Origin of the sequence: Pseudidiomarina halophila (assembly GCF_003987215.1) — a bacterium.
Classification (GTDB): Bacteria; Pseudomonadota; Gammaproteobacteria; order Enterobacterales; family Alteromonadaceae; genus Pseudidiomarina; species Pseudidiomarina halophila.
This window is the reverse complement of sequence record NZ_PIPW01000001.1, coordinates 1-19,032: the sequence shown is the minus strand read 5'-3', so window position 1 is coordinate 19,032 and position 19,032 is coordinate 1. Positions and strand designations below refer to the sequence as shown.

Genomic DNA, 19,032 nt, shown 5'->3' with positions numbered 1-19,032 from the left:
AGTAGAACTGCGGGCTACTATTTAAGCTGGACCAAGTGGGAGAGTTCGCGTAAAAAAGGCAGGTATCGGGAACATTGGCAAATAGCATAGGATCAAACTGTGGTTAATGTTTATAAGGGCGACCATCGCTTAGGGGAAATCGAAATCATCGAGCAAGTCACGGTGTTCGAAAATAGCTATGCCACGCTATACAATGACAAAGTGCGTTTCCCGGGCGGCGAAACCGGCAATTATCTGAGGTTTTGGTGGAATGCTCCTTACGGGGTCATCATTTTTGCGACTACGCCGACCGGCCAACTCCTGCTAATCCGCAACTTCCGGCATGAGGACAGAAATTGGCAATGGGAAGTGCCCAAAGGCTTCGGGGAGCCTGGTGTGTCACCGCAAGCCTGTGCAGCGAAGGAATTAAGCGAGGAAACCGGTTACCAGGGCGAGGATTGGCAAAGTATCCACGTGCTACAAAGTCATGGCACCCCTACTCACCTGTTTAAGGCGACGATAAAAGCGCAGAACCCGAGCGCACCAGAAGTTTCCGAAGCGATAGCGCAAGAAAAATTACTCTCATTAGCCGAATGCAAGGAGCTGATCGCCGCCGGTGAAGTACATGATCCGACGACACTCTACGCTATTAGTTTGCTTGAACTGCAAGCCCTAAGCTGATTAACCTGCGGGATTAGCGACAACTGAGGTATACACAGTCTCGGGACGTTCAGCAAACCGACGCTCGGCTCCGATTTTTTCGGTCTTGTACTCGCGCTCTAGTTTTGCGGCATACAAGTGACGTTGCGCGTCCATTTTGCGCTGCTCACGTTCGACCTGCTTATCGAGAAATGAACTAACGAAAAAATTTGCCATGGTTAACGCGCCACCAGTTAAGGCATCGCCACTGAGCATCAGACCCAATGAATAGGCGCCAGCTTCTTGCGAAACTTTGCGCATCGATTGTATTTGCCGGTGGGCTTTAAATAACCGCCCCAATTTGAGGCCAAGCTTACGCCGAATAATTAAGTGATCAATCAACCGCTGATACTCTACCAACGCCTCGGTCACTTTGTTGAGTTCAGCTTCGCTACTTACCGGTTTTTTGCTTAGCTTTTGATACGTCTTGTACTCATTTGTGTCGCGTAAATAGAACACATCTTCCAGCTTTAATTGCGCCAACGCATGTTGATACGAGCTCAGATTTAAATCGGTCTGAATCGACAATACTGAGGTCACTTCCGCCGCAGCTGCCGCAGATGCGGTGCCACCAGAAACCAAATTAAACGCTTCTTCGTGCATCGGCGAATAAATTGGGTCCGCCGCCATCACTGTTGGAATGCCGGTAATATAAGGTGCATCTGATACTTTCATGAGAAGATCACGGTGGCGTCCCCAAATCTCTTCTTTGCCCTTATTCTTTAAATCATGTCCCAAACCTTTCTGTAAATAGATGCGCCCTAAACCACTATTTTGCTCGCTTTCATGGGCCAACAAATCAAGTATTTCGCGTTGATCACTTTCGCCAAGTTGTGCCGCCACGTGCGGCAGTTGCATAATTCGTAATACACCGTTGGTATAGTTGTCGCGTAACTGAGTGTAGTTATACAGACTAATTTCACATTTAGAATTAATCAGCTCCAGATCGTCATTGGCGTGAAATTCATCTGCGTTTTCTGTACGCTGCTTGCCTTCACGGACAAACGCATCACGTACTTGGGTTAGAGATTGCCCGGCGGGGGCGTTGTCAGGTGCACGGACCGCAATCGACAAAAAGTCTTTATTGAGGACTTGCTGGAAATCTTCATTTTTGGTCAGCAAGCGCCGAAAGTTCATACAGTTGACCGCTTGCGCGTCAGACAACATGAGTTTCTCGTTAAACAACAAAGCATGCTTAAAATAGCTCGCAAAACTATCAAGCTGCGAGGCATCCCATGCCAGCGGAACTTCAGTATCGGCGAGCATCCAGTACGAGGGTGTTAGGTTCATCAGAATTCCTTCTCTCTTAATTATTTGACCCTAATGTAGCCCGTACTTCCAGTACGGGTCTAGTCGTAATTAACAGCAATTGCGGGAGACAGTGGAAACGGCTGACACCACCCGCAGTAGAACTGCGGGCTACAGTGGAAACGGCTGGCATCAGCCGCGGCAGGTTATTTAAACTCGCGTTCGTGGAACCACAGGTTGAATGCCCACTTTTCACCCTTCACAACAGGCATGCCCGCGTGTAACGATTTAGGGTGTACATCAGTGGTTCCGCGAACCACATTTTCAAACACCAGCAGTCGGCCGGGCTTCGGGGCTACATTAATATCCAGTTTGGAGAAATACGTCGAGCCACCACCTTCAGGTGCGTTGATATAACCTAACGCGGTAAATAACCGTTGCCCGCCTCGCGCAGTGCAACGTTTGCCACGCTCAGTGTCCATATTGTAGGCATCGAAATGGGAGCGATACTCCTGGCTCTGGTCATAATGAATCACCTGAAAACTCTCAGCATTGCGCAACGGCAACCCTACCTGCTGCGCAATTCGACTACCAAGGTCTGTCACCACCATCGAATGTTTATGGCTTATCCATGCGAGTTGATTGGTTCGTGCATGACTGTAAACACCTTCGGCGTCTGAACTCACTTTAGCGCGTTGCATTTGCTCTTGGGCAGCATTAATAAGCTGTTGCGCTTCGGATGCGGTGAAAAAATCATCAATGATGTAAACAAGTGGATCTTGACTCAGCACGTACTTTCGCAATTCACTCATCATGTTCCTACCCTTTTATTCCCAAGCCCCACAGGGCCAGAGCATCATCTATTTGCAACATCTCGTCATCGGTCAACGCATCTCGTTTGTGCAACGAGGCTTCTTTAAACACCAGAAAATCTGACGGCGGTTGCGTTCCGATAAAATCTGCAAGCGACACCATCACGCTTTTCATCGACTTGCCCACATCTTCATATTTTATAACCCTGACATTGTCAGGGAAACGCGCTGCAACTTCATCGATTCGTTCCATATGACTCGCCCACCGAAACACATCCCGTTGCAGGTCGGTGAGTTGCTCCTGATAAACTTTGGCGTTCTGCAGTGTTACGCCTAAAAAGCCATTTGGTTTCGGATAGAGCGTATGATTTTTTGCCCACTTTGAAACCCCGCCATGCTTTTTCATCGAGTAACTCACGGAGTGGACATTTCGTTTTATAGCTAAAAATTTCGCCTTTGGGAAAGCTTCAAGAAGCTGCTCAATATTCCATAGGTTTGGGTGTGTCTGGTCAAGAAATAAACCATTTACTTTGCGCATCATGTAGGCGTAATAGCCGAGCTGAAAAACAGAAAGGCTTTTTTGTTCGACCGTGGCATTACTGATCGACCAAAACATTTCCGGGCTTTCCACACCGCCGTAATAATCAGACACCTGTGGAAATTTATTAACACAACGACAAATCATATGCGTACCGGAGCGCCCGGTTCCCACCACAAATACCGGACCATTTGCTTTCCGATCCCGAGTGAGGTAGGCCGACAAATAAAGCGGGTACCTGATTAACTGTTTAAGTCTTCTAGCGATCCTTCTCATTACACGTCCTTCGTTTTAGCTTTACCAGCGAACTTCATAGCTCGCTATTAAATTTCCAAACGAGTCTTCTCGCCCGCTTTCGTAGGTATCTTTCCAGCCTTGAACGCCGATCTCGATCCGCCCTGCTCCGAGCGGATAAAACGCCACTACTTCCACTTGCTGAATGCGTGCGATACCCGGGCGAAACTCTGGTAAATACTGCCAGCGTGCAAGCCGGCCGAAACTATTATGATCACGTCGAACGCGGGTATCCTGCAACCGCACATCGTAGCCGTGGCCGCTATTTCTAAACGTCGCATAGCCTATGGTCGTAAGGCTGCGCAGATCACTGCGGTCGTGTTCGGCATAAACACGCGAAAGGCTACCAGCCTCGGAAAAACTCCAATCGAAACCCACCATATGCCCGTTCCCGCGCACACCTTCGACATCATGCTCGCTGACGCTACCATAGAAGCTCAATTGGTAGGGTAAGGTGAGGCGCGCATCAAAAGTCCAATTTTGTGAGTTGTCGACAAGCTCTGACTCAGTATACTGCAGCCCTAGTTCGAGCATCTCATGGGCTCGCCAGCCAGCTCGTACACCAAAGGCCTGCTCGCGTTTCCAGGTTTGCGCGTCACCTTGCACCAAAAACTCTTCCTCACTTTCGCCCCAAAACGACGTCAGGGTAAAACGCTGCAAAGCCCCACTCGCCTCCGACGGCGTGTAGGTGGCACGCACCGAGCGCAATGGCAATGTACTAAGCGTCTGTAAACCATCTTGAGCCGAACCTGGCGACCACCAGTTTTGCACCTGATCAATTGACAAAGCCCAGTCTCCGACCATCACAGCCGCATAGCTACCCTGCCATGACAACTTATCGGTCCTGACCCGAGGGTTGAGACTAACCTCACTGTTGCGATAGGTCGCGCGTAGCCGCCCGGCAACATTCTGCCCAATGCGTTCATGCGTGATCGTCGCGAAAGCCTTGCCTTCCATCGGTCGGTGATAACTTGGCTGTGCGCCAGTATCCGTGGTGCCGGCAATCTTAAACCCAGAATAATGACCACGGCGATGATATTCGAGTAAATGACTTAACTTATAATAAGCGGTCCGCTGCAAGGGGGTCAGGGTGGCAGGATCAAGTTGCTCGAGATCCGCAATCAACGGACGCCACATCACCGGGAAAGTGGTCACGGGGGCCGATAATATCCCCGCATCAGCCAGCACTTGCAACGAATGACGAACATGAAGCTCTTCAGCATCAAGCCAGGGGGTAGCCTGAACACCCGGCACGGCAGAGAGCGTCAGAGAAAAGAGGGCAATGCTCAGCAGCTGTCTTAGCCCCAATGCCTTGCTATTATCAGGCCTTGCTGTTCTTCTTATCATGTGGTCATCCAATACGCTTTTAATTTTGTAACGGAAGCGCCGCGCGCAACTCCGCTGTATTGCCTTGATAATGGTGTACCGTAACTTTATCACGCAACTGCTGCACAAGTTGTTCAACATCGTCGAGTGAGTGAACCTCATAAGCTTTCGGCGTTTCCGCACTCGTGGTGCTGTAATAATCTAAAAATTTGAAGTCGCCGCCCAGAACTTTATCGCTAAACCTTACCCAAAGGTTAGGAATAGCATAACTATCGGCGAGAATAAGTCCGTGCAGCGACGATGATAAAATCGTCCGACATTCGACCAACTCGTTGATAAAGGCTTCAGGGTGCTGACGCACACTAATAAGTCTGGCATTGAGCTTACTCGCCAGGGCTTGAACAGTTTCCAGTTCCTCGTCGACATAATGGGCAACGATTCCCACGTCATATCTCGGTTCGGCTTGTTCAGGACGATAAATTTCAGGCATCAGAATCGCCGGATCGCCCAAAGGTACATCACCCACCTCAAGTCCCTTCTCGCGCAGTAACGCCAGTGTTTTGTGGCCGCGTACCGCGCAGATTTGTGAAGCTGTCAGTTGGGCATAATCAAACGGCTGGTTCGGGTCAATTACGCCGCTGCCCCACACCCAACTATTGGGTGAGCCGAAATGCATAATGCTACCGACTCCCAACACATGAGGAACCGCATCGGTTTCAACACTTTTCACTGTGCGCCCGGAAATTGCTTCGGTTAGATATACGTTGAGCACGTCGCCGACATTTAATGTGCCGTGAAAATATTTCAACGGTAGGACGGCAGAGCCTTTAAGTTTTCGTTCTTCATTAAAACGACGTCGTTCTTTTACTTTGCGTTTAAGATAGCCTAGCCCGCGACGCAATAATGATGGGTTCGATTTCACCACTTCATTACTTCCCTATTTTAAATTTTTTCAAAAAACTTATTCTATCGAGTACCCTGGTCGTTTTCTCAACCACAAACTGCCGTTCAGCTCGTGTTATACCGAAAGCAATAACGACAAACCCGTAAAGTACCACCATAATCATCAGTTGCAACAACAAGTAAAGCTCACTCAAAACGTGCTGCCGCAGAAGCCAAAGAGCTAATACGGAGATACTGCCAAGTAATGCGCACGGTAACAGTACCGAAGTAATGTACTGTTTTATCGAGTAGTCGTAAATTCGACGTAACATAAACATCCGAACCCATAGCGCCACAAAAGACAGTGCAATTAATATCCAGAACGCACTTTCTGGCGGATAACCTGATTTAAAAGCAACATAGACCAGTGGCAAATTAAACAATTGCACCCCAGCAACGGTAAACTGATACAGCTTTATCTTGCCCGTTGCCTGAGAAACCGCCATGAGCGGCTTACAGGTTGAATCAATAATAATATTTACCAACAGTAGCTGCACAAACAGGGTCGCGTAGGCCGGAACACTGACCAACCAAATTTCCAGAATTGCATCGGTATAGAGCAGCACCGGGAAGGCTAACAGAGTTATCAAAAAGAAGTTATAGCGCGAGCCATTGAACATAAGTGACGTGGTGTATTGCAAGTCACCCGCTGAGTACGATTTCATCAATTGCGGATTTATTGCCTGTTGTAAATTCATCACGAAACTACTGAGCGCGTTCCCTACCTGCGTTGCAATAGTGCGCGCTGCGTTCAACGCCGGCCCAAAAAAGATATTCAGAAGAATGTTCACGCCCTGACTCGAGGCCACACCAGAAAGCGAGCCCCACATGGTCCAACCGGAGTGTGAGAACAATTCTCTGAATAGCGCCGGGTTCCAGTGGAAACGAAACACAGCTTCGCTAAATTGACGCCGGCAATAGGAAATATAAATGGACGCAACTATCGCAGCGACCACAAACATGAGTACACCATAACTTTCCAGTGCATCAAATGCTAAGTGGCTTAAGGTCAGCACAGCGGCAAGTTTGAGTGCGGCGTCGAGAATACTCACCCATGCATAAACACGCATACGCTCGTGAGCGATGATAAGTGCGTTGTATGGCACCATCAGAATCGTAATAACGAAGCTAAGCACCGCAAAATGGAAGACAAAAAGAGCTTCGTCGAGACGATCAGCAGGAATCGTCAACTCATTCGCAACAAACTGCAGACCAACGGTTTCCGCCACCACAAGAATTAAAAGGGCAATGAGGCCATGAATATTAATGCTCATCAGAAACGTTGAGTTGACTTTAGCTAAGTCATTTTGGCCAAGCGCATGAGAGAGGAAACGCATCGTTGACGAGGATAAAGCGCTTAACAGGAAACCCAGCATCGCCACAAAGCCTGCCACGACGTGATAGATACCAAAGTCTTCAACACCAAGTACATCTAAAACGACCCGCGAGGTATATAAGGAAACCCCCATGGTTATTAACATTCGGGTATAAAGGAACCCGACGTTCTTTACCAACCTGGAGGTGTTTTTAAAGCTCATTGAGTCAGTCTTTGAATCATACTTTGGGTACTCTCGTCGAACGTTTCATGCTTGGTACCTTCGATGACTGCAAGTACTTCTTTGGCGACCTTTTTGCCAAGTTCAACGCCCGGCTGATCAAAAGAATTGATATTCCAGATGACCCCTTGGGCAAAGACTTTATGTTCGTAGGCGGCAATTAACGCGCCAAAACTTTGCGGTGTCAACTCGTCAACAAAGAGCAAGTTTGATGGGTGTTGCCCCGGGTACCTGTCGCCGTCACCAAACCACATCAAGCGCCGGTGCGCCAGGCAGTTGGCTATAGAAAGTGTTTGTTGCTGGCGGAGACCTTGTTGCACGTCGGCATTAAATCCTGGTGCTTTCCGATGTAATACGGCGACAAAGTCAGCAGCGAAATTATCATAACCCTGGTGCAAGTGTTGGAAGAACGCGTGCTGACCATTTGGTCCAAAGCCACCCCAGATGATCGGACCGGTTGGGTAATCGATCGGCTTGCCGTCACGGTCCTGCTGCTTGCCGTTGCTTTCCATATCGAGCTGTTGCAAGTAGCTGGGCAAATAGCGCAAGCGCCCGTCGTACGGCAACACAGCGACGTTGTTTAATCCGCGTTCTTCACGGTTGTAAACGCCCAACACAGCCAAAAGTAGTGGAATATTTTCGAGTAACGGCGCACGACCAAAATGTTCATCCATCGCACGAGCGCCTTCCAGCATCTTGGCGAACTGGTTGGCACCAATGCTTAAGGCGATTGGTAAACCTATGGCGGACCATAGGGAATAGCGGCCACCGACAGAATCTGCAAAACTTAGTTGCTGGGCCGCCGGAATGCCAAAATCGTTCATGGCTTCGTTATTGCTCGATACGCCAATGACATGCGCTGCAAGCCACTGTTCTTCGGTAAGCGCTGGCTTGATCCAACGCTTCACTGTATCGACATTTGCCAGAGTATCGATCGTACTAAAGCTTTTCGACGCAATAATAAACACTGTGGTTTCGGGATCGACGATAGGCAATACAGCGTAGAGCTGGCCGCCATCCATTGAGCTTACAAAATGAACATTGAGTTTGTGGTTGACGTTATCGTCGGCAAATTCTTTAAGCGCAAAGCTTCCCATCATTGGGCCGAGATCTGAGCCACCAACGCCGATATTCACCACGTCCGTGATCGGCTTCCCTGTCGCGCCTGACCATTTCCCGCTGCGTAACAGGCGAACGACTTCAGAAAAGCGATTACGCCCACCAGCAGCGGCGACCACTGAATGGCGGCTGCGGTTTAACACGTGGGTTACTTTCCGACCTTCGCTCGGGTTCTCGTATTCGCCTTGCAGAAGCTGTTCGCGGAGTTGTGCAAAGTTTTTCGGCAACCGCTTAGCGGCAAAGGCCTCGATAGCGTCAGCATCAAGGCCTTGAAAGGTATAGTCGAGATTAAGGTATTCCGTTGTTACTTGCATAGTCTCCTGCCCTGGTAGCCCGCAGTTCTACTGCGGGGGAGGTATAACCCGTAGTAAAATTACGGGCTACGCTTACAGGCCGCTCAATGCGGCTAAGGCTACGCCGACCTGGTACATGATTTGGGTTGCAGTGCTCCACAGTTCAATATTGTTCATATATTGCGTGTCCATCGGAACAACGATGGTGTCACCGGGTTCAATCTGCGCAAAGTCCCCTGAACTAAACCATGAACGGCGCTCGGGCACCATCACACTGCCGTTAGCCTTAACCACGTAAATGCGTTCGTCATCAGCTTTCTGACGTAAGCCGCCGGCCCGCTCTATATATTGCTCCAACGAGATACCCGCTTGATGCTGGTAGGAGCTGGCCAATTGCACTTCACCAATGATCGACACGGTATTCTGAACCGTTGGTACGTACAAGCGGTCGCCATCTTTCAGTTGAATCTGGTTACCATTGGATGCGAGAAGCGTCTCTAAATCAATAATCAACCGCCCCACGGCCTCGACATTGGTCAAGTCGCTCAGCAGTTGATTCATTTCTCCGTAAGCAACCGTATTGCCTGAATCAGTAATTGTATTCGAGGCAATGTCGCGACGCAGTTGTTGTGCCAGCTCACCTAAGCGACGACGCTCGGCTTCACGCAAGTCTTCGCGCGTGAACACAGAGCCCCGCAAGAAAGCGAAATCGGTAAAACCGCCGGCTCGGGCAATAAGACTACTCAATGTTTCGCCACGACGAATGGTATAGGTTCCAGGGAAGCGAACTTCTCCTTCCAGCGCAACTTCAAGGGTATTTTGCCACTGTGGAATAGGTAGGATCTGAACGCGATCACGCCCTTTTAAGGCGATCGAAATCTCGCCGTTAAGTACCTCTCTCACACTGAACGGTACATAATCTGACGTAGCTTCACCCGAACTGTTGATGCGGGTTCGCGTAATTTCTGCGCGCGCAAGATACGCGGACTCACGGAGTCCCCCCGCTGCGGTGATCAACGATTGTGCATCTGCATTCTCAGTTAACGGGTAGATGCCCGGAAAACGAACTTCGCCATTGATATAAACCAGAGGTAAGGTTCCCGTCGCACTAAATTGATTGCGGAGCTGGTAAAGTACCGGCTGCAACAAGTGATATCTGGAAAACTGCGAGTAATAGTCTTCATCACGATCTTCTTCGTCGCGTCCTTCCAGAGCGAAAAGAGACCCCAATTGCCGATCCAACTGCGCCGAAGCCTCAGGCTCACCGCTTTCTATCTCTTGCGAGTAGATGCCTTCACCAATCAAACGATCAAGATATTGCTTACGATAAATCTCGACCACGCGCTGTCGTTCCTCCCGCGCTTTTTCCGATTCAGTTTTTAACCAGCTTGCAAGTTGGTTTTTTTCAGCTTCAACAGATTCATAGCGGCTAAACACAACGACTTGATCACGCGGTTGCAAAACGAGATTTTCACTATCGACACCATTGATAGCCTGTGCAACATCAAACTGATGAACCTTTATACGACGTCGATCGTCACTTGTGCGCACCAATAAACCAAAGGTCAAATCAGTAATAGGCAATAAGGCTGATTGATAACTCGGTATCAAATCTTTGACACGCATGCCTTCGCGCCACTCATAAGTGCCAGGGCGCACCGCTGCACCAATCAACATCACGCTATCGATCGGTTGTTCAGCTACTGCGGCGATTGCCACGCTATCTCCACCATGCAGATCATAGGTGATGCCAGGCTTGGTTAAATCAACGGTTTCAATACGGCGGACACCATTGCGAATACGCTCAATTTGTACCGACTGTTTATATGCCGTCGGCAACAAGCCACCGGCATAACCCAAGACATCACGTAACGTCTCGTTGTCTTTCAGCTCGTATATCGCCGGACGCAAAATCTCGCCGTCAACGCTAACGGTCTCGCCACGGGTAGGAATGAAGACGACATCACCCGACTGCAAACGCACATCATTTTGCGCATCACCCTGGGTCAGCAACTTATACAAATCGAAAGTTGCTACAGTATCGCCGCCACGCTTCACTTGAATAGCACGTAAAGAGGCAATCTCACTGACACCGCCAGCGGCGAACAATGCTTGACTCACCGTCGAAAGGGAACTCACAGTGTAAGCACCAGGCTTGTATGCTTCGCCCACCACAAAAATCTGAATACTCCGCAGTTCACTCATCGAAACTGCCGCTTCCATGCCAATCATGCGCTCTTTAACCGTAGAGCGAATTAATTCCTTGGCTTCATCATAGCTCAGGCCAGCCAGGCTCATAGGACCCAGGCTGTCTAAGGTGATCATGCCTTCATTATCTATTGTCGCTGTGATCGTCGAATTGGACTTACCGTAAAGTTGAATACGCAGCGCATCGCCTGGACCCAAAATATAGTTCGCGGGCACCGGGGTATTAGTGAGGGCATTAAAACTCGTTGGCTCTCCGCTAAAAATTTCGTAGCCATAGGGTTGTAGCGCGCTATCATCTTCTGCAAGACGTTTTTCCAGCTCACTCGGACTTAACTCATCAAGAGGACGCAGTTCTTCTTCTGTTTGCGTCGTACCATTGCGCGGCTGCATTGTTGACGAGGAAGAACTGATACTCGGTTTTGCCGCGCTCGCTTGAGCTTCAAGCTCGCTCAGGCTCATACCAAACTGCCGGGCAATAGCTTCTTGCTGAGCACGCGGCATGCGTTTGATTTTCTCTATTTGCTCAGCCGAAAGCTCCATCTCTTGCGCCATAACCGCGACGCTCGGCACTGCAAATAAAACCATACTTAAAGCAAAAAGTGACGCCTTAACGACACCCTCAAATTTGCGCTGCAACCGTGATTTCACGCTGGTATTCCCCTTTAAATTATTTATTATTTGCCGCCGGTTCAATTTCGCGTTTTCTGCGCACCCATGAAACAATGCGCCAGATGTTCTTCAGCATCAACAGGTAAAGAACGAAAATACCGACAAATACGGCCAGAACAAGTGGCTCGGGTGTAGCGAACCATTCAAATGCAAGGCCAAGGAACATAAGCCCCGCGGCAAGCGCACTGATCACCCCTAGCGCCTCTCTTGAACTGAAGCCGGCACGCATAAAAATATGGTGCAAATGCTCCCGATCAGGCTGAAACGGTGACTGCCCTTTCAGAACACGCCGCGCAAAAATAGCTAACATGTCCATAAGTGGTAACGCAATAAGCCATAGTACCGCAACCGGACGAATCGCCGTCGCTTCGCGACCTTGCTGCAGCCAAAGTTCTTTATAAGGTGCCGGATGAGTAAGCATGATTAACATCCAGACAATGGTAAAACCGATCAACATCGAACCAGCATCACCCATAAATATTTTACGAATATTACGCGATTTGACACCCACATTCCTTATTAAGTAGGGAATCAACGCGCCAAACAAAATTGTCGCAACCATGGCCGGCAATGCAAGCCCCGCCGATAAACTTAAAATAAAGATGCCTGCAAAGGCAACCATTGCCAGCGCACCTAACAGGCCATCAATACCATCAATCATGTTGTAGGCGTTCATGGCAGCAACCATGGCCAGCAAGGTAAAGGGCATCGCGAATACGCCAAGTTCCACAACGCCAAATCCGAGCAAATTGCCCAATTGCGAAATTTGTACATCGGCTCCAAACACCACGACGGCGGCCGCTAACAGCTGAGCAACAAAGCGCACGCTCGCGTCAATATCATAACGGTCGTCAAGCGCGCCAATAAGTACCATGAAACTTGAAGCAACCAGAAACAAGCGGAACTCGGGGCTTACCGGTACCACAGCCAGAGAGAGGATTAGCATCGTTCCATAAACGGCTAAGCCACCGACCAACGGGATCCGTCCTGTATGCTGCTTTCGCTCACAAGGCGTATCCAGCAGTTCAGTTCGCTGAGCTACCGGAATCAGGATTTTGCACAAGACACTCGACAGCAGTGTGGCAATTGTTAACACCAATAAGATGCTCATTTACTTTAATTCCATTTCCATTCACTTCCAAAAACATCACGTATATAGACTTTGTGATTTGCATCAATCAGTTCCATTGACTGACGGTTGTAGTTCGCTATGACGCACATAATTACCTGCGAAACGTTACCACAAGTCACTAAAAGATGCTTAAATATTTACGTAAAGCACACACTTTAATAGCCAAAATTAGAATACTTAAAGCGCTCGTGCAAATGTTACAAAGTCCCCAACCCTAACAGGGCACGAACGATAGATAGATGCCCGCGGATATGGCGAAGTTCCCGCGCGGCTCGTGAAACCAGCCGCAAGTCCACCGGAACCTTCGCCAACCGACAACAGAAGATATAACTTGCCGCGAAGCGGCGTATGCGTCTGCGGATCAACCGCATACGCAAAGGCTTATCACGGTTTGCCGCCGCCATTGCCACCAGGGACTGCAGCAACGCATGTAGCCCCAATGCGTGTTTCGGCTGTTTCTTACCGGACATGGTCGAGCCATCGCGTAGCCGCCGCAGGAAGTAAACGTCCTGAGTCATATAATAAGACTGAGCAGCGAAGATCAGACGATAGAAAAGCTCCTCGTCCTCGTGATAAAACTCATTGAACGATAGCTTTTGACCTTGCCAGAGCGAACGCTTACTTACGTACAAGCAAGGGCTGCAAGATAGATCAGGGACCTTTAGTAAATCAGCGAAAAAAGCTTCTTGCGAACGCCATGCTGTTTCATAAGGCCGTAAATAATTCGTTGGGTTAAACGCACTTCCAGAATAAGCTGCGTCTTGAAACTCGCGGCCCGAAAAGAACATTAGATCCGGCGCGTTATTTTCTGCTACTGCGTCGGCAATTTCAGCGACGAAATTGTCAGTCAATAAATCGTCAGAGTCCAGAAAATAAATATAGTCACCTGTCGCTAGTGTGACGCCATGATTCCGGGCAACGCCCTGCCCTTGGTTTTCCTGCTCCACAATGGTGATACGTTCAATAAGCGGGTGCTGCCGAACTAACTCGACCGTATTGTCTGTACTACCGTCATCAACAACAATAATTTCCGTTGGAAGTAATGACTGATTCGCCAACGAATCGAGCGTAGCCGTGATGTAGTCCGCCACGTTGTATGTTGGAATGATGACCGAAAAGTGCAGCGTCATTCTTGTAGATTCTCAATAAAAACAGGAAACAACCCGATGGTGCCTTCAATCAATGTTGAATACGTCTCTGGTGTAGACTTTATGCTCGACGTCTTGCAACTCTTTCGCGTAACGGTTGCTGACAATTATATCTGAGTTTTGTTTAAACTCCTGAAGACTTCTCAGGACTTTACAATCTAAAAACGTCTCTTCAGTGCAGGTTGGCTCATAGATCACAAGCTCAATATTTTTTGCCGATAAGCGCCGCATAATGCCTTGAATCGCCGACGCACGGAAATTATCTGAGCCTGATTTCATCACCAAACGATAAATACCCACAACTTTTGGCGAACGCTTGATAATTTCGTCAGCGATAAAGTCTTTCCGCGTCTTATTCGCCGCGACGATCGCACCGATAATGACTTGCGGAACATTGTCGTAATTGGCCAGCAGTTGGCGCGTATCCTTTGGCAAACAGTAGCCGCCGTAGCCGAAGCTTGGATTGTTGTAGTGCGAGCCGATCCGCGGGTCTGAACATACCCCTTCAATAATTTCGCGGGTATTGAGTTCATGGTGCGAAGCATAAGTATCAAGTTCATTGAAAAACGCGACGCGCATGGCTAAATAAGTATTCGCAAATAGCTTAATGGCTTCGGCTTCGGTTGCACCAGTAAACTGCACCGACACGTCTTTCTTGACGGCACCTTCCACCATTAACTGAGCAAACTCATGGCCTCGCTCTGAATGATCACCCACAACAATCCGAGACGGGTACAAATTGTCATAAAGAGCCTTTCCTTCGCGCAAAAACTCAGGCGCGAAGAAGATAGAATCCTTCAAATAGTTATCACGAACCCGCTCGGTGTAGCCGACCGGAATAGTTGACCGAATCACAACAGGAACATCAGGATTTACCGCATGGACAGTTTCGAGAATAGCATCAACCGAACTCGTATCAAACTGGTTCGTTTCGGTATCATAGTTTGTCGGCGTTGCCACAAAAACCCAGTCGGCCTGACTATAAGCACTTTTCGCATCCAGGGTAGCACTTAGATTGAGTGCTTTCTCAGTTAAAAAGTGTTGAATATCAGCATCGCCAATTGGGCTCTGTCTGGCATTAATCGCCTCAACACGTTGCGCGTTAATATCAACAACGATCACTTTGTGATTTTGCGCAAGCAAGACTGCGTTGGCCAGCCCCACATAACCGGCCCCCGCCACAACTATTGTTTTCATTCTTTCACTACATCCCTACGTGACTAGTGTCGCGTATCCTAGCACCATTGAAATGCAGAATAAATAACGTGAGGAGCAGGTATTTTTATTCCGAATTTTGACTGTATCCAACCGAGTTCTTTCTCGCCATCATCAATGGCCCCGCAGACCTTGGTCGCTAATGCGTTAATAGAGTCAAAATAGATGCACCGACCGCTCGCCCACGAGATGTCATTGCTAAGCATTCCCGGCTCGAATCAGGCTCGGTAATAACATATAATTTACGATACTGAGGAATTTCAACAGCTGAGAATTGCAAAATTTACAGTTCTTTGGTAATTGCCGTTAGTAAATCGAGCGAGCTTTCGCTAAAATCGGCATCACTCGAAACAAATAGGACCAAACATGAGCCAAAAGCCCCTAATAATCTTTTCTAGTGAGCAACTTACTGCGAGCGCAAAAGCATTAAAATGGTGGTGGCTTACCCTCCCACTCTTCTTAGGATTGGTATTCGCCAGTGTACGTGCTTATTTACCAACTGAGTACGAAGCTTCTACAGTCCTTGCTCCGAGTGAGGAGAGAACAGGTGGTTTAGCTGAGCTGGCTGGTGGTTTGTCAGGCTTCGCGGGACTCGCTGGCATCGACGTCGGAGGCTTACGCCTGAACAATACCCAGCTTGCTATAAAAGTTATCGAGTCAAGAACATTCAAAAGCTTGCTCATCGAAAAGTACAACCTTTTACCTAATCTACTCGCAGTTGAAGGCTGGGATAAAAGTGCGCAACGTCCCATCTACGACCTGGAAATTTATGACCCGGAAAGTAATACTTGGCATATTGAGCCCAAACCCGAGACTTGGTACGGCTATGGACCACTTAATGACATTATTATTTTGGATAACGATCGTACGACGCGCATTTTAAATTTATCTGTAAAGCATGTTGACCCTTTGTTTGCTACTCAACTTGTTGAAATTATCGTTGAAGAAATCAACAGATATATGCGTGCAAGAGACAAAGAAAAGATTACTCGGCAAGTCGATTACTTGACGAGCGTTGCTAATGAAGCACAGCATACAGAAGTTAGAGAGTCATTGCTTTATCTGTTACAAGAGCAGTTCAAGCGCCAGATGCTGGTGGAAGCAAACAAAGATTATGTATATGAAATTATTGATCCGGTTGTGGTTCCTCACAAACCCGCAGGCTTTGGTGCTCTAGTATGGTTTATAATTGGAACCATAATCGGTACATTTCTAATGCTTGCAACAAATATTCTGCACTCATACCGCGTTGCTAATGAATAAGCTAGCGATCACTGATTATCTCAGGTGGCTCAGTAGGCACTGGTTATTACTCTTGATTTACTTTGGTAGCGGTATAGTACTCGCTTATTTCTATGCATCACACTTACCAAAAATTTACCGAGCTAGCGTACTTTTTACGTTAAACCCAGCTGTATACCAACAAGGGATTTTACGCGAGGTCGATGATACAGTATTAGGAATAAACTCTGCGTACGCGTCAAAGGCATTGACCCGCCGCCCTGAAGTTAGGGTTGCTTTTTATGCCAGCAGCCCTAAATTTGCTTCACTGGTTTCTGACGAGCTCTATAGAAAACAAAAAAATGTAAGAAGCACTTTTGATTCTTATACAGACTTCGAGATGTTTACGCGGAAGTACTTGCATTATTATCGATTTGAATATGACGAATCACATATAATTCACTGGCATAGCTACCAACTCTCTAATATTAAAGACGAGCTAACAACCATCCTCGAATCTTTGGAACAGTCTCTGTTAAAAGAAATTAGCGAGGACCTAAAATTTCAGATAATAATTCTTAAAGAATTATTAAACGAAGACCACATTGAAGATTTTAGTAAAATTATTGCATACCAATTAACTATTGCCGAAACTCGTCTGAAGTTAATTACGAGTAAGAATTTTTCGCTAATAAATATAATTACCGGCATTGAAGTGAATACGGGGCCAGTCTATCCAAAGAAGAATTGGGTTATAGTCACATTTCTTGTTTTCTGGATTATCATCGGTGTAACAGGACTCAATCTCTATTTATTGCGGAAAGTTGAGAAATCCACATGAAAGTTGCTCTGAGTAAACCACAGCTAGGCTGGCTACTTGCTGCGTTACTGATTTTTCCGGTAATTTGGTTTGACGCGGCCTATGGGGTTCTTTCATTTTTTGGCCTTGACTTCCTACGAGTGAGCTTCATTTACCGCACTATTCTTCTTTTTATCGGACTCTACTTTGCATATACACTAGCAGGTCCAGTTCCCTGGATAATTAAAAGTTTAATTTTAATATGGGGACTAATGCTTTTGATATCCACCTATCCAGATGGAAATGTTTTACTGACTAAGGACATCACACATTTATTACGCAGGCTTTACCCTTTTGCCATCTTACTTTCAACGCTTGCATTGCTTAACCACTACGGTGATAAAACTACGCTACTTATCAAAGGCATCGCTCACTACGGAGTGATATTTAGTGTAGTTATGTTGTTTTCATTTTTTACTGGATTAGGGTATGAAAGCTATGGCGATTATGCCTTCGGTATAAAATCATTCTTTGTTGGAGGAAATGACATCGGTTTAGCGGTTCTAATTAGTTTAGCTGTGTTATTTTCCCAATTATTTTACCGGCTAAGTTTCTGGAACTTGCTTCGTGTAGGTGCGTGCTTCTTAGCAGTCACCTTACTCGGTACGAAAGCGGGATGGGCAGCGAGCTCCGTGACGGCCGCATGTTTTGCGATAATAATAGTTTTGTTTTCTCGAGCGGTAGGCTTTAAAGAACGATTACTCAAATGGAGCGTTATGTCGCTGATTCTGAGTAGCTTCACTGGCGCTGCCATCTATGTCCAGGCAAATTTCGATGACTTCAAGTTTCAAATAGAACAAGCCGAACAGATAATTGGCGGGGCAAGCCCGCGAATGCGACTTGTCGAATCGTATAAGAGAAACCTTGAGAATTATACTTCAGAAATCTATCTGACCGGAGACGGTGCAGCCTTATATGAGGGTATCGGACGAGAGTATTACCTTGTTGATAACAATAAAGGTTCGTTCAGTGTTTATCGTGAAATTGAACAAGAATGGTTCGATGCGGTCGGTCATTATGGTGTCCCTTATGCTGTAACACTTTTCTCAATGCATTGCTTATTTATTCTCTTTAGTATCATTCTTTTTGTGCGACGCCCAACGGTAGAGCATTTTGCACTAAACCTCGGTCTCGCTATCTATCTTGGCCACGGCATATTTGCTGGGCATGCTTTTGTTAGCGGACAGCCGAGCCATTTGGTTGGAGTAATCTATGCTTTGACACTATATAGACTCGGGCAAAGCTTCAATAAAAATACTGTAAGCGCTCCGGAAGCCGGAGCAACTACAACTGGAAAAATTCCGTCAGGATAAATCAAACGGTTTTGGGGTCCCAGAATGTCTAGTAAAAGAGCGGTAAGTTCAGTTAAATTTAAGAATCTAGTTTCGTAAATACTCATATCGCGCCAGAACTTCGTCAAGTATAGTTGGCTGCTCTAAATGAACATTTATCTCTCTCAAAGCGATAATATCAGACTGTGAATTAGGCATCATTTCCAAAATATGGACGTCCCAGACTTTGCTAGACACTTTTAACAGTTACAATGTAACTAAAACTAGAGGTGTTTATGGACGTCCCAGACTTTGCTAGACACTTTTAACAGTTACAATGTAACTAAAACTAGAGGTGTTTATGAGCAAAGGCAAACGGTATACCGAAGAATTTAAAGTTGAAGCCGTCAAGCAGGTCACCGAGCGCGGGCACTCTGTTTATGACGTCGCTAATCGTCTGGGCATTTCCGTAAAGTCACTTTACGACTGGCGTGCTAAATACG

At 47.3% G+C, this 19,032-nt stretch carries 16 protein-coding genes; 5 read left to right on the top strand and 11 right to left on the bottom strand.

Annotation, left to right across the window (positions count from 1 at the left end):
* Window positions 1–99: 99 nt before the first annotated feature.
* Complete coding sequence (locus CWI69_RS00080; RefSeq protein ID WP_126760793.1) at window positions 100–660, top strand: NUDIX hydrolase; 561 nt, start codon at window positions 100–102, stop codon at window positions 658–660.
* Here the strand turns inward: CWI69_RS00080 and CWI69_RS00075 are convergent, their stop codons facing one another.
* The 11 genes from CWI69_RS00075 to CWI69_RS00025 all read right to left on the bottom strand — a co-directional run bounded on the left by CWI69_RS00075 (window position 661) and on the right by CWI69_RS00025 (window position 15,160).
* Window positions 661–1,968 carry a hypothetical protein gene (locus CWI69_RS00075; protein ID WP_126760792.1) on the bottom strand — a complete coding sequence of 436 codons (1,308 nt, stop codon included), beginning with the start codon at window positions 1,966–1,968 and terminating at the stop codon, window positions 661–663.
* Between the two features lie 164 nt (window positions 1,969–2,132).
* Entirely contained in the window at window positions 2,133–2,741 is a 609-nt protein-coding gene (locus tag CWI69_RS00070) for a prolyl hydroxylase family protein (protein WP_126760791.1), read from the bottom strand.
* Window positions 2,742–2,745: 4 nt separating this feature from the next.
* Entirely contained in the window at window positions 2,746–3,552 is an 807-nt protein-coding gene (locus CWI69_RS00065) for a sulfotransferase family protein (RefSeq protein WP_126760790.1), read from the bottom strand.
* Window positions 3,553–3,573: 21 nt separating this feature from the next.
* Window positions 3,574–4,917: a hypothetical protein gene (locus CWI69_RS00060; protein ID WP_157984222.1), complete on the bottom strand. Its 1,344-nt coding sequence runs from the start codon at window positions 4,915–4,917 to the stop codon at window positions 3,574–3,576.
* A gap of 19 nt (window positions 4,918–4,936) precedes the next feature.
* Window positions 4,937–5,821, bottom strand: a complete 885-nt coding sequence (locus CWI69_RS00055) for a polysaccharide pyruvyl transferase family protein (RefSeq protein ID WP_126760786.1) — start codon at window positions 5,819–5,821, stop codon at window positions 4,937–4,939.
* A gap of 4 nt (window positions 5,822–5,825) precedes the next feature.
* Window positions 5,826–7,376 (bottom strand): oligosaccharide flippase family protein, encoded by a 1,551-nt coding sequence (locus CWI69_RS00050; RefSeq protein WP_126760784.1) that lies wholly within the window; start codon window positions 7,374–7,376, stop codon window positions 5,826–5,828.
* Window positions 7,373–8,827, bottom strand: coding sequence for a glucose-6-phosphate isomerase (gene pgi / locus CWI69_RS00045; protein WP_126760782.1), 1,455 nt, complete (start codon window positions 8,825–8,827; stop codon window positions 7,373–7,375). Before pgi ends, CWI69_RS00050 begins: the two co-directional genes overlap by 4 nt.
* A gap of 72 nt (window positions 8,828–8,899) precedes the next feature.
* The gene (locus CWI69_RS00040) at window positions 8,900–11,662 is read right to left on the bottom strand and encodes an SLBB domain-containing protein (protein ID WP_241971002.1); all 2,763 of its coding nucleotides are present in this window, start codon (window positions 11,660–11,662) and stop codon (window positions 8,900–8,902) included.
* Window positions 11,663–11,681: 19 nt separating this feature from the next.
* Window positions 11,682–12,794, bottom strand: a complete 1,113-nt coding sequence (gene wecA, locus CWI69_RS00035; protein WP_126760780.1) for a UDP-N-acetylglucosamine--undecaprenyl-phosphate N-acetylglucosaminephosphotransferase — start codon at window positions 12,792–12,794, stop codon at window positions 11,682–11,684.
* A 218-nt stretch (window positions 12,795–13,012) separates the two neighbouring features.
* Entirely contained in the window at window positions 13,013–13,945 is a 933-nt protein-coding gene (locus CWI69_RS00030) for a glycosyltransferase family 2 protein (RefSeq protein ID WP_126760778.1), read from the bottom strand.
* A 45-nt stretch (window positions 13,946–13,990) separates the two neighbouring features.
* A complete protein-coding gene (locus CWI69_RS00025; protein WP_126760776.1) occupies window positions 13,991–15,160 on the bottom strand; it encodes a nucleotide sugar dehydrogenase in 1,170 nt (389 codons plus the stop codon).
* A 384-nt stretch (window positions 15,161–15,544) separates the two neighbouring features.
* On the opposite strand from CWI69_RS00025, the gene CWI69_RS00020 reads away from it, so the two are divergent.
* The 4 genes from CWI69_RS00020 to CWI69_RS00005 all read left to right on the top strand — a co-directional run.
* Complete coding sequence (locus tag CWI69_RS00020) at window positions 15,545–16,441, top strand: GumC domain-containing protein (RefSeq protein ID WP_126760774.1); 897 nt, start codon at window positions 15,545–15,547, stop codon at window positions 16,439–16,441.
* Window positions 16,434–17,240 carry a hypothetical protein gene (locus CWI69_RS00015; protein WP_126760772.1) on the top strand — a complete coding sequence of 269 codons (807 nt, stop codon included), beginning with the start codon at window positions 16,434–16,436 and terminating at the stop codon, window positions 17,238–17,240. Before CWI69_RS00020 ends, CWI69_RS00015 begins: the two co-directional genes overlap by 8 nt.
* The gene (locus tag CWI69_RS00010) at window positions 17,237–18,571 is read left to right on the top strand and encodes an O-antigen ligase family protein (protein WP_126760770.1); all 1,335 of its coding nucleotides are present in this window, start codon (window positions 17,237–17,239) and stop codon (window positions 18,569–18,571) included. Before CWI69_RS00015 ends, CWI69_RS00010 begins: the two co-directional genes overlap by 4 nt.
* A 319-nt stretch (window positions 18,572–18,890) precedes the next feature.
* The coding region (locus CWI69_RS00005) for a transposase (protein WP_157984221.1) at window positions 18,891–19,032 on the top strand (142 nt) is incomplete at its 3' end.

What these genes read in the sequence shown, in the direction of transcription:
- CWI69_RS00075 (WP_126760792.1), bottom strand. Translation starts at nt 1,968, where the DNA reads ATGAACCTAACACCCTCGTACTGGATGCTCGCCGATACTGAAGTTCCG.
- CWI69_RS00070 (WP_126760791.1), bottom strand. Translation starts at nt 2,741, where the DNA reads ATGATGAGTGAATTGCGAAAGTACGTGCTGAGTCAAGATCCACTTGTT.
- CWI69_RS00065 (WP_126760790.1), bottom strand. Translation starts at nt 3,552, where the DNA reads ATGAGAAGGATCGCTAGAAGACTTAAACAGTTAATCAGGTACCCGCTT.
- CWI69_RS00060 (WP_157984222.1), bottom strand. Translation starts at nt 4,917, where the DNA reads ATGATAAGAAGAACAGCAAGGCCTGATAATAGCAAGGCATTGGGGCTA.
- CWI69_RS00050 (WP_126760784.1), bottom strand. Translation starts at nt 7,376, where the DNA reads ATGAGCTTTAAAAACACCTCCAGGTTGGTAAAGAACGTCGGGTTCCTT.
- pgi (WP_126760782.1), bottom strand. Translation starts at nt 8,827, where the DNA reads ATGCAAGTAACAACGGAATACCTTAATCTCGACTATACCTTTCAAGGC.
- wecA (WP_126760780.1), bottom strand. Translation starts at nt 12,794, where the DNA reads ATGAGCATCTTATTGGTGTTAACAATTGCCACACTGCTGTCGAGTGTC.
- CWI69_RS00030 (WP_126760778.1), bottom strand. Translation starts at nt 13,945, where the DNA reads ATGACGCTGCACTTTTCGGTCATCATTCCAACATACAACGTGGCGGAC.
- CWI69_RS00025 (WP_126760776.1), bottom strand. Translation starts at nt 15,160, where the DNA reads ATGAAAACAATAGTTGTGGCGGGGGCCGGTTATGTGGGGCTGGCCAAC.
- CWI69_RS00020 (WP_126760774.1), top strand. Translation starts at nt 15,545, where the DNA reads ATGAGCCAAAAGCCCCTAATAATCTTTTCTAGTGAGCAACTTACTGCG.
- CWI69_RS00015 (WP_126760772.1), top strand. Translation starts at nt 16,434, where the DNA reads ATGAATAAGCTAGCGATCACTGATTATCTCAGGTGGCTCAGTAGGCAC.
- CWI69_RS00010 (WP_126760770.1), top strand. Translation starts at nt 17,237, where the DNA reads ATGAAAGTTGCTCTGAGTAAACCACAGCTAGGCTGGCTACTTGCTGCG.